11 protein-coding genes are annotated in these 15,809 nt (G+C 43.3%); all 11 read right to left on the bottom strand.

Going from position 1 to position 15,809, the window contains the following annotated elements; genetic code table 11:
• Positions 1 to 52: 52 nt before the first annotated feature.
• The 11 genes from BJP37_RS20610 to BJP37_RS20555 all read right to left on the bottom strand — a co-directional run bounded on the left by BJP37_RS20610 (position 53) and on the right by BJP37_RS20555 (position 15,636).
• On the bottom strand, positions 53 to 1,174 hold the full coding sequence (locus BJP37_RS20610; RefSeq protein WP_075901566.1) for a type 1 glutamine amidotransferase family protein: 1,122 nt from the start codon (positions 1,172 to 1,174) through the stop codon (positions 53 to 55).
• A 22-nt stretch (positions 1,175 to 1,196) separates the two neighbouring features.
• The gene (locus BJP37_RS20605) at positions 1,197 to 3,920 is read right to left on the bottom strand and encodes a TonB-dependent receptor (protein ID WP_081431269.1); all 2,724 of its coding nucleotides are present in this window, start codon (positions 3,918 to 3,920) and stop codon (positions 1,197 to 1,199) included.
• Between the two features lie 18 nt (positions 3,921 to 3,938).
• Positions 3,939 to 4,511, bottom strand: a complete 573-nt coding sequence (locus tag BJP37_RS20600; RefSeq protein ID WP_143727711.1) for a FecR family protein — start codon at positions 4,509 to 4,511, stop codon at positions 3,939 to 3,941.
• Positions 4,490 to 5,854 (bottom strand): hypothetical protein, encoded by a 1,365-nt coding sequence (locus BJP37_RS20595; protein WP_075901560.1) that lies wholly within the window; start codon positions 5,852 to 5,854, stop codon positions 4,490 to 4,492. Before BJP37_RS20595 ends, BJP37_RS20600 begins: the two co-directional genes overlap by 22 nt.
• 238 nt (positions 5,855 to 6,092) lie before the next feature.
• Entirely contained in the window at positions 6,093 to 6,887 is a 795-nt protein-coding gene (locus BJP37_RS20585; protein ID WP_075901556.1) for a 2OG-Fe(II) oxygenase, read from the bottom strand.
• 146 nt (positions 6,888 to 7,033) lie between these two features.
• Positions 7,034 to 8,392: an oligosaccharide flippase family protein gene (locus tag BJP37_RS20580; RefSeq protein ID WP_075901554.1), complete on the bottom strand. Its 1,359-nt coding sequence runs from the start codon at positions 8,390 to 8,392 to the stop codon at positions 7,034 to 7,036.
• Between the two features lie 136 nt (positions 8,393 to 8,528).
• Entirely contained in the window at positions 8,529 to 9,551 is a 1,023-nt protein-coding gene (locus BJP37_RS20575; protein WP_075901552.1) for a glycosyltransferase family protein, read from the bottom strand.
• Between the two features lie 63 nt (positions 9,552 to 9,614).
• Positions 9,615 to 10,880, bottom strand: a complete 1,266-nt coding sequence (locus tag BJP37_RS20570) for a glycosyltransferase family 4 protein (protein ID WP_075901550.1) — start codon at positions 10,878 to 10,880, stop codon at positions 9,615 to 9,617.
• 261 nt (positions 10,881 to 11,141) lie between these two features.
• A complete protein-coding gene (locus BJP37_RS20565) occupies positions 11,142 to 11,342 on the bottom strand; it encodes a hypothetical protein (RefSeq protein ID WP_075901548.1) in 201 nt (66 codons plus the stop codon).
• A gap of 258 nt (positions 11,343 to 11,600) precedes the next feature.
• Positions 11,601 to 13,793, bottom strand: coding sequence for a GumC family protein (locus tag BJP37_RS20560; RefSeq protein ID WP_075901546.1), 2,193 nt, complete (start codon positions 13,791 to 13,793; stop codon positions 11,601 to 11,603).
• 619 nt (positions 13,794 to 14,412) lie between these two features.
• Positions 14,413 to 15,636, bottom strand: coding sequence for a glycosyltransferase family 2 protein (locus BJP37_RS20555; RefSeq protein ID WP_075901544.1), 1,224 nt, complete (start codon positions 15,634 to 15,636; stop codon positions 14,413 to 14,415).
• Positions 15,637 to 15,809 lie beyond the last annotated feature (173 nt).

Below are 15,809 nucleotides of genomic sequence, written 5' to 3'. Positions count from 1 at the left end.
ATAAAAAAAGGCCCGCGAAATCTTCGGGGGCCTTTTTTTATGAGATCAAGGATTACTGATAATCAGCGATCTGAATATTTCTTTCATCCCAGTACTCATCGGTTTGAAAGCTGTACTGAGTTGGCTTGTATTCTCCGACAATCTCTACATTTGCTTTTCCCGGAACCTCAAGTCCCATGAGGTGATAGGCCGCATTAATATACATTCTTCTAACGGCTTCATTGAGCATATCTGAAGAAGAGCCAATGGTTGAGGCAAAAGACTGACCAGTACTTCCTCCGGGGAGTGTATAGCTCTTGGTCCATGCGATAGGCATCATGGGATCATTCGGATTGATGACAGATTCATCTCGCATTTTCTTCTCTGTAGCAGCTTCGGTATCGCTGTCTTTCATCCCAAAGAAAATATCGCTTTCGTCATATTCTCCCGCTCGGTTTACGACTTGCCCCAATACTAAAGGCTTGGAATCTCCGGGCATGGGTAAACGGATTCCGTATACATCCGTTGAACCCCAGATTTCTCCCTCAGCAATGCCACTCAGAATAGGATGAGAAGCTTCTGTGAGCACTCCCCTCGTACTTTGATGTTTATGATGACCATGATGAGAAATCCATTTTTCACCCAGTACCAGTCGTCCGAAACCGCCCGTCCATTCCTCTATTTCTCCTTCATAGAAATTTCCGTAATGTAGCCATTTACTGGTCGTATCTTTTACATGAAATGCATGGGTAGCCGTTCTGATGCCTATGACTGGTTTCCCTTGCATGAGGTATGATTGGATGTGGTTCATTTGCTCATCTGGCAGTTCGCGAAAACGAGTGAAAATGAAGGCCAGGTCTGCACTTTCAAGGGACTCAAGGCCTGGTATATTATGGAGATAATTGGGATCAACGATACCAGGATGTTCAGGATCCTGCGCGAAGAGAACGGTACAATTAAATCCATGTTGTTTCGCGAGGATATTGGCCAGCATAGGCAAAGCTTCCTCTGAGCGGTATTCTTCATCTCCGGTAATAAGCACGATGTGCTTATTTTTGGCCATCTCTTCATTTGCACTGATCGAAAGCCATTGAGGAGGTCCACTGGGAGTTTCTTCTTTTGCTGTTTCCGGACTGCTCTTGCAGGAAAAGAGCAACAGGAGCACAAGGCTCATTAGATAGGTAGTAGTTTTCATATGTAGGAAAGGGTATGGTGTATTAGAATAATAATTGCAGGAATACATTGGGACTAATCCCCAGCATGGTTTTATCTACACTGATCAATCTTGGAGCATTATGTCCATATCTGGCACGAACTATAGAGTATCTTCTGTCCAGGACATTATAGTGATTGAGGAGGTTGAGCACAGAAAGACCTGTTTTTGCTTTGAACCTTCCAACTTCCCATTTATAGCTTCCTGATACATCCACACGCTGAAAGCTCGGGAGTCTGCCAGCATTGAGTTCTGAGTAATCTATGTCAATCAGGGTTGGACCGGAAGGCAGAGGCTTGTATTGATAGCCAATTACATCTGTATAAGGTCTTCCACTTGCGTATTGTAAAGTAGCGGAGAAATCCCATTTACCTACATTCAGCATATTGACAAATTTGACCTGATGGCGAATATCATGATTGGCGGAAAATACTTTTCCTTCATTGAGACCATCAAATTGATAGCTCACATTTGAGAGGGTATAACTGATCCAGCCGGTATATTTTCCTACTTTCTTTTGAACGAGTACATCCAGCCCTCTGATTTTGCCATTTCCATGTGTATGAAGGGTATCGTTGAACTGCTCATTGAAAATGGGATCAAAACTGACATCATACATGCTGAGACCTCGCTGATTCTTTCGATAGACTTCCACATCCAGCAGGAAGTTTGGAGTTTCGTAAGCGGCTCCCACCAAGATTTCGTCCGAACGCAAGACAGGCAGAACGTTTCCATCCGAAAGGGTCCAAAATTCCTGACCAGTCCTAAAGGGATTGCTGGCTTCGATTCGGTTGACAAATTGATGGTGGCGTCCCGCCGCAACTTTCAGTTTCCAATTCTTATTGGGCTTGAAAATGATAGAAGCCCTTGGTTCAACAAAGGACTTAGTCAATTTGTCGGAGAAAGAATGCCGCAATCCATGTTGAATGCTAAGTTTCTTATTAAACTGAAGTCTGTATTGGGCGTAGAAGGAAAGAATATTGGCTGATCTGCTAATGCCTCTTTCCAGGTCAAGTTCTTTATCCGTTTCTCCCTGAAGACTGCTATTTATCTCTTGGGTATTTTGTACGGAAACGTAATTACTCTGTACCCCAAATTCCAATGTTTGTTTATCATCTATCTCCCAGGTATTGTCAAACCTCAGGCTGATGTCATAAAGGTCATTGCTGATCTGTTCATTGAAATTGCTTTCATTGTCCAGCGTATCAATGGCCTGATCCTGGAAGGTATAATCATTTGTATAAGTCGAATAGGATATATTCAAGCGACTGTAATAGTTCCCATTCCACTGTCTTCTCCAACCTATGGCTGTTCCGGAATTTCTGAGGTCAAGAAAATCGGTAGTATTATAATCAACGGGTATTTCGTTTACCGCAAATTGACGAAAATTATAAACCAGCTGGTCATCTGCTCTGTAATGGCTTACTGTCAGATAATCTCTATCGCTGGGCCTATAGGTGAATTTCAAGTTGAGGTCAGAGTAAGAGAACAGAGGATTGGATTCAAATTGATTATTTCCTCTGCTCAGATTCTGGGCGAAATTGATCAGTCCTTGTTGGTTGACATTGTTAAAGAGACTCTTGGATAAAGCGGATTCTCCCAGTTCGGAGTATGACCTCCTCCCTGCGATCAGCAAGGCTCCTTTTCCTTTTAATAAAGGAATTTCAGCGAAGGCGCTTGCATTGAGTAAATTCAGCCCTGCGCCTATTTTGAGTTCATTGGATTTGAGAGGCTTTCCGGTAACTTCAATTACACCAGAAGCCCGACCACCATATTTGGCATCCATTGCACTCCTGTGGAGGACCACTTCCTGAACAGCATCAGAATTAAAAATACTCAGGAGACCAAAGAAATGTCCTGCCTGATAAACAGGCATTCCATCAAAAAGTATCAGGTTTTGGTCTGGAGTACCTCCTCTGACATTCAAACCACTTGAAGATTCTCCTACACTGCTCACTCCAGGCATCAATTGTACTACTCTAAATACATCTGATTCTCCCAATCCGCCCAATAAACCAGTCTTTGATGGATTAATGGTGATAGAACCATCTGTATTTGAAACAGAGACACTTTGATTGCTTCCTCTTTCAATAGTAATTCCCTCTAGCGAGTGGCTGGAGGGAAGCAGTTCTATTTTCAATGCCAAATTATATGGCAAATCTTTTACAGCGATTACATAAGACTCATAGCCCACATAGGAGAACTCAACACTATCGTTGAGGCTCGCAGTAAAATTGAATCTGAAATTGCCTTTTGCATCAGTATTTACTCCCTGGCTTTTATTTTTGATTCTCACGGTTGCCAGTTCGAGGACTTCATTTATATCCTTGGCTTTGACCTGGCCATAAATACTTCTCAGATTAGGTCTTTTATTGGCCCTGGTAGAGACGGATTTAGGAATGAGTTGGTCCTCTATGGGAGTGGTACTGACAATGATGATGTGGTTTCTTCCTACCGCTTGATAATCAAGGTTTTTACCCTTCAGGAGGGTTTTCATACACTTGTCCAGGCTTACTTCTCTAAGTTTTGCCGTTACCCGGTGAGGATATATGAGGCTGTTATCAAAGGAACAGATAATCCCATGATTCGATTCCAGGCTTTCCAGTACTTCAGAAAGGGGAGCGTCAATTACGTCCAGACTAATACGACTATTGGACTGTGCCCAAATGAAAGGACCAGTCCATAGAAGTACAAGGGTCAATACGTAACAACGGGCCAGTTTCTTCATGCCCTGAGAAATCGATTTTTATTGAGACACGGGCAATATACGAATTTGCTTGTCAGCTTCATATACTATTTCCGCACCTCCAATGACCGTAGATAAATTTTTCAATTCGGTTTTCAGGTCGTTACTGAGTACAGTGTAATTGTACTTTCTGTTTATACGGTCATTATCGATTTCGAGATCTATGTTTACATCAAAAATTCTTTCAAATTCTGTCGTAATGTCAGATAGCGGATCATTTCGGAACCTATACTTGCCCTTCATCCACTCAGGAGAAGTGCCATCCAGCTCCAGTTCGATCTTATTCAGGCTCCCGTCTTCATCAAGTGCGGCAACCAATCCGGGCGTCAGAATCTGCTCTGAGGCACTGCTTAGACTGCTTACCTTAACTTTTCCTGTATAGCAAGTAGTTTTGAAAATTTTGCTTCTTGCTTTTACATTAAAGCTGGTTCCTAAAACTTCAACATTGCCTCGGGGAGTAATTACAGTGAATTTCTCTCCTTTCTTTACTTCAAAAAATGCCTCACCGGCAAGATTAACGGTTCTATTTCCATCCCAATCGTCTGAAAAACTTAGAGTGGAACCCGCATGCATATGCACTTTAGAACCATCTGGAAGGCTAACTGTTTCCGTTTGACCACCAATCCTGATAGTCCTCCACAAGCCAATACAAAGACAGGATTACCATGGGCATTGAGCAGAAATTCCACCATGTACAACGCTACAGCCACGGTCAGCACCGCCACTGGTGACGCTTGCCGCTTTGGCCACAACTCCGCTGGACAACGGAACCAAAACATAGTCAACACCGGCATTAGTAAGGATGTGGTCAGGCTGGCTAGTCCAACGGTACCAGTTTCACCAAACGCAAGAATCCACAAACTATCTGGAACCGTAACTTGCTCACCCTTGTCATTAAAGATCAGACTTCTTCCCCATCCTCCCCAGCCAAACACGATCCGTTCCCGTGCTTTATCTACAAGTAGCTCTTCATTATCAAATCTAAACTGTAAGGATTGGATACGGTCTGCAGGAACCACACTCGATACATTTGAGATAATCTGATCACTAACGTAGGTTTCAGTCTGTGAGTTAATGTATAAGTAAGAACAAATAAGCCCAATTAGGATAAAGACTGGCAAAGCAGTGCGAAAATGCTTGCCCACAAACAAGATCCCAACTCCTAAGAGTAGTAAGAAATAGGCACCAGTGGATTTGCACAATATAAATGTGATCAACACGGCAGCTACCAGCCACTTCATCGGAATATTCCACAGTTGTTTGATCACCCCAGTGTGCCATAGCCAAATTCCCACTAAACTAGCTGCCATCATCCACAGACCCACTGGCAAACCGTGGATCATAAATACTGTCGGTCTCCATCCCCCGTAACGCATTGTTTGGCCAAAGTCAGGATGAGCATGGAAGCCGTACAATATCCTATGGAGCTGCGGACTAAAGCGAATTTCGTACAAACATAGGGGAACATATACCAACCCCCCCATGAAAATGCCAATTGCCAAGTCACGCAATCCACTCAAGTTATTGAGATATATCCGACCGAGAAAATAGGGTACTCCCCAGGTCAAGGTTTGCGTCAAAACAGTAGAGAACCCATCGTAAGCCCCCAAGCCATTCGTAATAGATGAAGCCAATGGACATAGGCACCAAATCAGCATGGGCAAGTCAATCCAGCTGAATTTAAAGGAGCTAAAACGCCCAACATCGTATATAAACGTAGCCAACAAAATACCGTAGCAAGTTGCCGACATCTTAGTATAGTCAGGTAGACCAGGCAAAGCATATTCTGCCACGGGTAGGAATAGCCATGCTACGATAAAACTCACAATGACTGCCCGCTGAGCTGGAATTCTCATGAAGAGATAAAGCACAACTGGAATCCAGCCGAACATGACGATGGGGACTAAAAAACTCATTGGCTTTTTTGGGCATGAACGTGAACAGAGTTGCTTGAGTAATTATCAGCTATCAGTTATCAGCTATCAGCTATCAGCTATCAGCTATCAGCTATCAGCTATCAGCTATCAGCTATCAGCTTATGGGCTACGCCCACGCTACTTGAGGTGCCAAAGGCCAACGGCTGACGGCTGACGGCTGACGGCTGACGGCTGACGGCTGACGGCTAACCACTGACCGCTGACCACTGACCGCTTACTAACTAATTAAGTTATTCAGAAATTTTTTGACTTTGGTTACTGGAGATTTTTTAAGTTGTAATTTTTCTCCTGGTCGAGCCTTAAATAATGTGGAATGATCGCCACCCTTGGAAAGCTCTTCAGCTGGTCTGCCATTGCTGTAGTAGTAAAGTGCCAAAGATTTCCGAGTCCTTCCTTCTGGACAAGTTAATGGATCAGGATGTCCGTGATAGGAAAAATCTGTAGTACTGAATATGACACATCGGTTGAAGATGGGGAGAATTTTTTTCTGAGACTTTGTCATCTCTTTATCCCACATTTCAAAATAACCACCATAGTCTTCTTCCCAATCTTTGTTGAGATATATCAGAAGATTTAAGCGGCGGTCAAGGCGCAATTTTGTATGGCGATTGAAATCAGCATGGATTTTTAAGTAACCACCTTTTTCGATCTGATGCAAGCCACCACCAACAAAATGAGGGTCAGGGATGATTCCATCAATGCCAGTTAAGGTTTCTAAAAAGTTAAGGAAAGTTGATGAATTGAGCTGATACAAAAAAAATCGGGTGTATTCTCCCATTTGAATTTCCGATTTTGATGCCAGTTTTTTTTCTGGGGCAGCCTCAAACTTTTGCCAATCAATTTCATCAGATTTAGGAAACTCATTCAGAATATTATCTAGGATATCCTCTGGAAAGAAGTTATCCATGATAATGTGTGGAAATGGCTCAGCCTGGGCGTAGGCTTCACAATTATCCTTCGCAAAGTTAGTTAACTTTTCTGGATCTAGGCAATAGTTTAATTTTGAATCCATTTTATTCTCCAATTTTAGTCTCTTAGTCAATTTATATGGGTGGTATTTTTTTGATTAGTAATTAAGACTAGTTATTTTTGTAGGAATTGTGATAATTTTTATTTTCTGCTCCCTGCTCCCTGTTCCCTGCTCTGCTGTTCCCTGTTTTAAAAAAGTCCACTGATGGGATATCCAAACCCCAACATATATCGAGCCCAAATCACCCACATCAGTAATGTCAACAGTAGTGAAGTAGCCCAGAGGTCTTGCTTAATAAAGGAAAGCCCTTCACGACAAAGACCATAAGTTATTACTAGATAAGGGAGAATGTCATTGAAGGCAATCACGACTACTGCTCCGAGTGGTCCATTGCCAAACTTTTGCATCACATAAAATCCTAGGGGTATACCAATACAAACATTAAGACTCTTGACCAGTTGACTGTAAGCGTTATAGTTTGGCTTTCCAAGAGCCATCAGAGCTTGCTGAACGGTATCAATCAATAATGCAGGCCAGATGCCTAGGGTCAAGATTGGTAACATCCAAGCCGCTTCATAAAACCTCTCATCATATAAGACAAAAATCGCAACATCTCCAAAAGCAGTACTGACTGTCAACATCAATGCTGCAACCACTAGGATAAGTTGGCGATTGTACCAAATTTTGATCCGAAAGGTTTCCCGAGGCAAGTCAGCCAGTTGAGAAAACGTTGGCAAAAGCACCTTGGAACTAATTGCCGAGATTACCTGAGAAGGTAGGTACGCTAAATTAAAGGCAACACCATAAATTCCCAATAACTCAAATGAAAACAATTTGCCTAGAATTAGTCGGTCGGCTTGGGTCGCGAGAAAGGTAAGCGCCGTTGAAATAAATATCCATTTCCCGAAGGAAAAGATGCTGTTGGCTGCCTCTTTCTCCCAGGTAAAGCGGTTTGATATTCCGGGAATTAACCAATGACTCATTACCATTTTGACCAATGCCGTCAGCACATTTCCAATAGCAAGAGCCCAGATTGTCCGATTGACAAAAGCCCAAGCGACCATCAAGATCAGGCCGGACACTTGCCCCACCAGCTCAAACATCATGATCTTGCCAAATGCCATGTGGCGGTTGAGGCTCCACACAGCAGTGGAGTTGAATCCCTCAATCAGTGGGATCACACCAATGACTGGCATCAGCCCTAACAGCTGCGGGTTATCATAGAAGTGGGCAATCGGCCAAGTAATTATCAGACAAGCCACCCACAGCAAAATCCCCCGACAAACCTGAATAGTCCAGATAGTATTCAGAAAAACTGGGTCATCCCCACGTTTATTCTGGATGATGCTTGCACCAATCCCGACATCGGAGAATAACCGTAAGCCAATGATGAAAACGTTGGCTAGAGCCATTAAGCCGAAAAACTCTGGTGCAAGCAGGCGGGTCAGAACAAGATTACTTGCCAGTCTCAGAAACTGACTTGTTCCATAACCAGCTACTGTCCAAATAGCCCCACGGAGGAGTTGTTTTTTAAGTGATGAGGACATGGTTAGATTTCCGAGTAGGTAGACGGGATGGGTGGGGTTGCAGACTTAAAGGCATCAGATAATTTGGTTAGTTTTAAAGATTGGCTCTACAGCTGATATCTGAGCATGTTGTGTAATGTAGGTTTTAGGTTTTAAGTTACAGCGACGTAGATACTACTTGTTGAGCACCAGATGAATACTCCCGAACGGTATTTTGCCAGAAACGGGCTGGCTCTTGAGATGAGAAATAACGACTGATATAGTTGTGACCATTGCGTGAAATATTGTCACGAAGTTCTGCATTCTCTAGTTCCAAAAGACATCGTGCTGCAGCCTCAGGAGTCTCGGCAGCCATAGCAGTCTTACGGTGTTCCATGCAGAAATTTGCCCCACGGGCAGTCTTACCGACTACCACAATTCCTGCTGCCATGGATTCTTGGGGAGGAAGGGCACAACCCTCAACCTCTGCAGATGCCAGGAAGACTTGTGGTCGTCTAAACTGCTTTGCTAGTTCGTGAAAGGGAAGTCCATCCACACGCTCAAATCTCCAGTAGGTACCACCTAGCTTTTGATACCATTCCTCAGTCTCGGTGATGAACTCAGGACCTTTTCTGGGAAAGGCGAAGACCAAACCTGCTTCTCTTTCTGCTTGAGGAATAAATGGAAATGCCTTGTTGTCAACGACATTGGGAACGATCTCAATGTCCTTGCCAGGATAAGTAGCTTCGCATATTTCCTTCATGAAGGGAGAGTCTGTCCAAAGAGCCACACGGCTATCTCGATAGTCAAAATCAGCTTTAACTAAAATTGGAACCTGCAGATAAGCGATCGCTGGTCCTTTGACATCATTGATCAATAGTGTGAGCCAATCAGGAATAATGCATACATCATCCGGACGACGATCTGCCCAACGGATAAAGGGTAAATTGTGAATCCCCCAAGTATTACCAAAGGTGTTACGACCAGTCATGGTGGCAATTACTGCATCAGCCCCAGATTCCCGAGCGGCCAAGCAGTGACGCATGATATTGAGGTCTCCGCCGTTTACTTCGGATTTATAAAGCCACCTACGCCTGACCCAACTCTGAATTGGCTTTAGCTTAGGACGACGAAGGACACGGTATATGAGCTGCCAAGTGGTGCTTGTGGAAAAGTCTGAAAGCAAAAATACAAAACGCATCAGCTAATTTTTATAAATAAGGGAAATTATTAAAAATGCTTATATCTTGCCCCGATTCACAATTTAAATGCGTGAGAGCTTAGGATTGCTTGGTGGTGCCTCAATGGGAACTTGCTTTGGAGGTAGTTCAGGATTAGACCGAAATAGGGCTGACAATTTCTTAGCTTCTGTTGCGACATCATGCCGCTTAGCAACCCGCTCCGCCCCAGCTTTACCCATTTCCTCCAGGGTTTCCACCGGGGAGTTTAAGGCTTGAGCCATTGCTGCGGTTAAGGCTTCAACAGAACCGGGTGGCACCAGCCAACCACAGCTGCCATCACCCACCAACTCCGGTATCCCGGCAACATAAGTAGTAATCACTGGACGAGCCAGGGCTAACGCTTCCATGAGCACGACTGGTAATCCTTCCGCAAAGCTGGGCAGTACCAGGGCTCGTGCTGCTAAAATTTGTTGCTGAACCTCAGTATTACTAGCCCAGCCAGTAATCTCAATGTGGTCTTGCAAACCCAACTGGGCAATAGTCCCTTCAATTTGCGTACGCAACGGTCCATCACCCACTAGTACCAACTTGAACTGCAAGCCCTGAGCCGCTAACTGATGCGCCGCTTCAATCAAGAGTAGATGTCCTTTTTGTTCACTGAGGCGACCAACGCAAACTAAGCGTGGCACGTCTGGTATGGGGGTGTGGGGTTTACTCAAAAACATCTCATCCACACCACAGTGGATCACATGGATTTTTGACCACTGATTGTGGCTGCACCATCGGTAAAGCTGGCTTTTGCCAAAGGAGCTAACAGCGACCACAAAAGCAGCTCGGTTGATTTTTTCTCTTAAAGCTAAAAGTTGAGATTTATCAAATTCTTCTGGACCATGAACTGTGAAGCTGTAAGATGGTCCACCGAGAGCATGACATAACATCGCTACTGTAGTTGAGTTTGTTCCGAAGTGGGCGTGAACCCTTTCAATATCTGACTCAGAAAACCAACCCAGCAGAACGCAAGCCTCAGCTAAGTAGGCTAGATGATTCAAAACTCCTCGGTCTGAACCCCAGCCGATTTTGAGGGTCAGCCCTAAGGTCTTCAAAAGACGTATCGGTCTGGTTAAGGCAGTGCGTAATAGGCTAAAACACAAGCCCACGATGCCAACTCCTAAGACAAATCGAGTCTTCTGTAGCTCTAGTTGATCGGCTGGATCAACTAGTTGAGAGGCGCAGGAACGGATAGAAAAACGTTTGACTTGAATACCGCAAGCCTCAACACCTGCAATCTCTCGCCGGATGAAGCTGTGACTTACCTTAGGATATTGATTAACTAGATAGGCAATTGTCATCGTGAACTCGGGGCAACGGTATGTCTGTTTCTAGGAATTTTTCGTAGATTGACACCTTATCTAAGAGATGGAATAGATCGAGAAAAATCTTCAAATGTTTCAAGGGATGTCACCCCTTCATTAACATCACTTGATTAGACTCCATGTCCGTACCAATTTTGCTGCTTCCTCAGACTAAAGCAAGTTTGGTGACAGTATCTTCCTAATTGTTCTTACTAAGTGTGAACTCAGAATCCGGATTGCGATCGAATCGGGGATAGGTCATATCCTGTCCGGCAGAATAAGTTTTGGTTGTTCGCGCACGCGTGGCCTTTTGGCCAAGGTTGGCAGGTTGAAGGTTAGTTTTGGTTGTTCGCGAAGCGTGGCCAATAGGCCAAGGTTAGTTTTGGTTGAAGGTTGAAGGTTAGTTTTGGTTGAAGGTTGAAGGTTGGCTGGTTGAAGGTTGGCTGGTTGAACGCGCACGCGAACAACCAGCTAACCTTGGCCTTGGCCTTTGGCCACGCTACGCGAATGGCCACGCTACGCGAACAAACCTTCAAATTCAACCTTAAAACCTTAAAACCTTAAAACCTTGGCCTTGGCCTTTGGCCACGCTACGCGAATGGCCACGCTACGCGAACAACCCTTCACCCCTTCAACCTTCAACCTTCAACTTTCAATTTTCAACCTTTAACCTTCAACTTTTAACTTTCAACTTTCAACCCTTCAGCAACCGATTTTCTAGGGTGAGACAGTCAGGGAAGATGGTTGGACACGATTAACTACTACCCCCAGACAGGTTAAGCCAAACCTGTCTATTTGATCGAGGACTTGCTTGAATTGAGATTTCTTAGTTCCTCTTAATCCGACCACCATCAAGATTCCATCAGTATTGGCAGCCAGGAAATTGGCGTCTGTATAGTTCAGTAGATTAGGAGTGTCATAGATAACCAGGTCAAATTTTTCCTGAAAATGCCCCATAATCTTTTCCATGCGAGTAGACGCCAGATCTTGAGCAGAATCTACTAAAGATTGCCCAGAAGTCAACACAAAAAGATTATCTGAGAAAGGCGATCGCTCCATCACAACCTCTTGGTCGTTTGATAGCAAATCCCTCAGTCCTGGCAAGTTCTGTAAATTCAAATTGGTGTGAAGTTGAGGTGAATGGAGATTAGCATCTACTAATAGAACTCGCTGACCTTTGGAGGCTGCCATGTGTGCTAGGTTTAAGGCTACACTAGACTTACCATCCCCAGCCATAGCCGAGCAAATGGCGATGGAGCGCAGGGGTGGATTACAGAAGCGAAAATGCATGTTAGTGTAGAGAGAGTCGAATGCTTTTTTAAATCGATGATCCTCAGATTTATTGTCATCATCATTGTTAAAATCTACACTATAATTATTGAATAGTTCAGGATTTTTACTAAATGGTATTTCTCCTAAAACAGGGAAATTATGGCCTTCTTCAATATCCTTTATTTCATAAAATATATTCCGAGACTTATCATAAAGGATAACTGTACCCATCCCTAAGCTTAAACCGCCCATAACTCCTAGAAATATCAACTTATTCTGACTAGATTCTGCGATCGGTTGACCGGTCGGATCGCGTAAAAGCTGAGGTTTAGAAACTATCTCCCAAGGCACTTCACGTTGAGCTTTCTCCACCTGCAAGGTCTCTTTCTGAGTTTCCAGTTGGTTGAGAGTTTGAGTAGCAATTTGTAACTGCCGCTGTAGATCATTATACTTACGGACAAAAATCGGGAATTCTTGGACTTCGCGATCAACAGTGTTTTTGGTTTGTATCAGTGCCTGATTACGAACCTGTAGTACCTCAATTTGGTTGGTGGTATCAACCAATTGTTGAATCAGTTGTAAACGAATTGGATTTTGAAGGGTTCGCACTCGGGGGTTAATCGGTTGACCTCCTAAGTTCTGACCCAGAATCCGTTGTACTTCCCGATTGAGAAGGTTTTCTAGGTTTTGCCGTTGCTCTAGTAAGGTTTGAATATTAGGGCTCTCTAGCTGAAAGCGGGCGGATTCTATGGCAATTTTACTTTCTATTTCTTTAAGATCCGCCAGTAACTTCTGATAGTTAGGATCTTCACTTAAGGCAGAAGAAGCTAAAGCTTCAGTTGGCGATAGCTTTAATTGTCTTTGTAAGCTGTTTTTTAAATTAATTAGCTCTTGTAGCTGCCTGGTTGTATCTCTTTTTTGGTCGCTAATTTGACGAACTTTATCTGACAATTGTCCCCCATCAAATTGAGGATTAATTAGCTGATACTGCTGTTGCAAAGTTTGCAGATTTCCTTGGAGGCTACTAACTCGATTCTGTAATTGAGGAAGTTGATCATTAATAAATTTAACCCCTTGACCAAGGCGGGTTGTGCGGTCTTCTAAACTATACTTTTCATATTCTTCAGCTGTTGTTTCTAAGACCAACTCTACTAGTTTGGGATCTGTCCCACTATAACTAACTGATAGGATTTTAGTATTTTCACCTTGACTTTCTTCTTCGAGACGTTCAACTGTTAAAGAATACTGAAGTAGCCCAAGGTTAAACTCTGGATACTGGAATTTAATTTTGTTGACGATTTTAGATAAGATTTCAGGACTGGTTAGGATTTTAATTTGAGTTGCATAGTCCAGTTCAAAATTTCCCGCACCAGGTATTGTTCCCTGACCCCGAGTAAGTGTCATTGGTTCAGTGGATATTGCTGCAGCAGATGTGACTGGTTCAACTAACAGCTGAAAATTACCTGAATATATAGAGGGAGATTTGCTACTCAAAAATGTAGCAGCAACAGTCACTAAACCTGCAATCCCTGAAACCACCATGGCTTGGCGTCGGGCAATCCTCAAAAGCGGACCGAGATTTAATCCTTTTTGAGGAGTATTTAACTCATCTTGCTCGTTTAATGTTAGTTGTTGCAATTGTCTGCCCCTTTACTAGTTGATAAGGTTTCAGCCCCCTGTTGTATATCCAAGAGGATGCTAATTTTTGCAGGGAGACACTAATAATTACCAACTCTCAGGGCAATAATCCGGATTGTCCAGGTTTATAACCCTTTTCACATCGATGCTATAGTTGATCGATGTAGAAGCAAAATTTATCAATATTATGGAGTGCCGTAAACTCCTTTTGTTTCGGTTATTTATAGTATTTTTTTGACAATACTTTTGTCATGTAAAACTTGATTAATATTAATAAATGTAAATCAAGTTGATACCAATTATTTTAATTACTGCTACAGATAACTTTAATCTTACCATCTCCTCATATCGATCTGTAGTCCGACTGTAAATACTTGGTAATATCCACCAGTTTACTTTTAGTTAATTATACACTTATGATCCTACTATATTTTATAGTATTTATGGGCAAAATATAAAATATTTATCTCCAAAATAGGTAAGCCCAAGGATACTTCCGTGGGCTAAATAATGATATTAAAAATTTAATTAACCCTGACTCTCAAACAATTACTTAACAATCCTATACCTAGGCTAAAGAAGAGACCAGATAATGATCTCTCCTAGTAGAATCAGTTGATTACGATGATGGGGTATCGACTGCATCTCGTTCTGTGCGAATCCACTTGGTCTGAGGTTCCACCAGAAAAGCCAGATAGAGAGGAATTTTCCACAGAATGTAAATCGGCACAGCTAAGAGCATCAGGATCGGAAAGTCTGCTCGGCAAAATTTAGCCCAACCTTCAACAATCGCAATTAACAGCAGCACTCCTTCTATGAGTAAGACAATAGTACTTATCCATGATCCTCCTAAGGCTACCCCGAGTAAAGATCCCCCTGTAGCAGCCACCCAAATTAGAACCAATAGGGACAATGGTGGCACACATAAGTCTAATGCGATCGCTAATAGGTCGAAACGTCTTTGACGAACAGACTCTTTGAGCAACTTAGGAACTTGGTTGAGCAAAGTCTCGATATGACCATGCTCCCAGCGTGACCTTTGACTTTTTGCTGAAGCGTCTTTCATCAAACGACCTGTGACTCCTGCTTGTTGGCAATATATTGGGGAATGTCCAGTGATCGCTAAATCCAAAGCCAACTGCATATCATCAACTGTTTTACTGCCAGCCAAACAGATTTTGCTAATCACTGACCAGGGGAACGCCATTCCTGAACCTGTTAACAAACAAGGTAAGCCCAGTCGATGTAACCCACTCGGACGGACTGTATTTTTGAATTTCACCGCCAGGGTAGAGATCAAATCCTTTACTACCGGTTTGTCTGGTTGTGTCATTAAGTAAGTTGACTGAACCGGTCGTTGTGTAGCGATCGCAAGGCGGGAAATCCGTGAAATTGTTCCTTCAGCAACCATACAGTCTGCATCAACCACCACCACGACATCCGGTGGATTAGGCTCAATAAAGCCCATACCGAAGTCTAAGGCATATCCCTTACCTCTACGCTCATGATCCTGTCGTTCAATTACAATAGCGCCAGATTTCCGAGCCACTGCTGCCGTGTCATCAGTGCAATTATCAGCAATGACTATTAGTTGGTCTTGCTCTGTAAGCTGAGGTAGTAATGTTTCCAGGGTGGCACTGATATCAGAGGCTTCATTGTGAGCTGGAACTAAAACAGCCACCGTTGGTCGGGGTTTGCTAGCATCCCACCATGGCTCAGATGCCTTAGGCAAAATTGCTGCACTACATTGAATCAAAAGAACTGTAATTGGAACGATCAGGGCAAATGCTATTACCAAGAATGGAATATCAATCAATGAGATTAATGGCTGATTAGCTAACACAATTGAACATCCTTAAAGCTTAAACTAAGTTATTTTTTTTAGGGAACAGGGAACAGGGAATAGGGAACAGGGAATCGGGAATAGGGAATAGGGAATAGGGAATAGGGAATCGGGAATAGGGAATAGGGAATCGGGAATCGGGAATCGGGAATCGGGAATCGGGAATCGGGAAT

Origin of the sequence: Moorena bouillonii PNG, assembly GCF_001942495.1 — a bacterium.
GTDB lineage: Bacteria > Cyanobacteriota > Cyanobacteriia > Cyanobacteriales > Coleofasciculaceae > Moorena > Moorena bouillonii.
The sequence above is the reverse complement of the archived record's forward strand: the minus strand, read 5'-3'. Positions and strand labels throughout refer to the sequence as shown.

Bases quoted from the DNA above. Each gene is read 5' to 3' on its own strand.
- BJP37_RS20580 (WP_075901554.1), bottom strand. From the start codon at position 8,392: ATGTCCTCATCACTTAAAAAACAACTCCTCCGTGGGGCTATTTGGACA.
- BJP37_RS20585 (WP_075901556.1), bottom strand. From the start codon at position 6,887: ATGGATTCAAAATTAAACTATTGCCTAGATCCAGAAAAGTTAACTAAC.
- BJP37_RS20610 (WP_075901566.1), bottom strand. From the start codon at position 1,174: ATGAAAACTACTACCTATCTAATGAGCCTTGTGCTCCTGTTGCTCTTT.
- BJP37_RS20570 (WP_075901550.1), bottom strand. From the start codon at position 10,880: ATGACAATTGCCTATCTAGTTAATCAATATCCTAAGGTAAGTCACAGC.
- BJP37_RS20605 (WP_081431269.1), bottom strand. From the start codon at position 3,920: ATGAAGAAACTGGCCCGTTGTTACGTATTGACCCTTGTACTTCTATGG.
- BJP37_RS20575 (WP_075901552.1), bottom strand. From the start codon at position 9,551: ATGCGTTTTGTATTTTTGCTTTCAGACTTTTCCACAAGCACCACTTGG.
- BJP37_RS20595 (WP_075901560.1), bottom strand. From the start codon at position 5,854: ATGAGTTTTTTAGTCCCCATCGTCATGTTCGGCTGGATTCCAGTTGTG.
- BJP37_RS20600 (WP_143727711.1), bottom strand. From the start codon at position 4,511: ATGCATGCGGGTTCCACTCTAAGTTTTTCAGACGATTGGGATGGAAAT.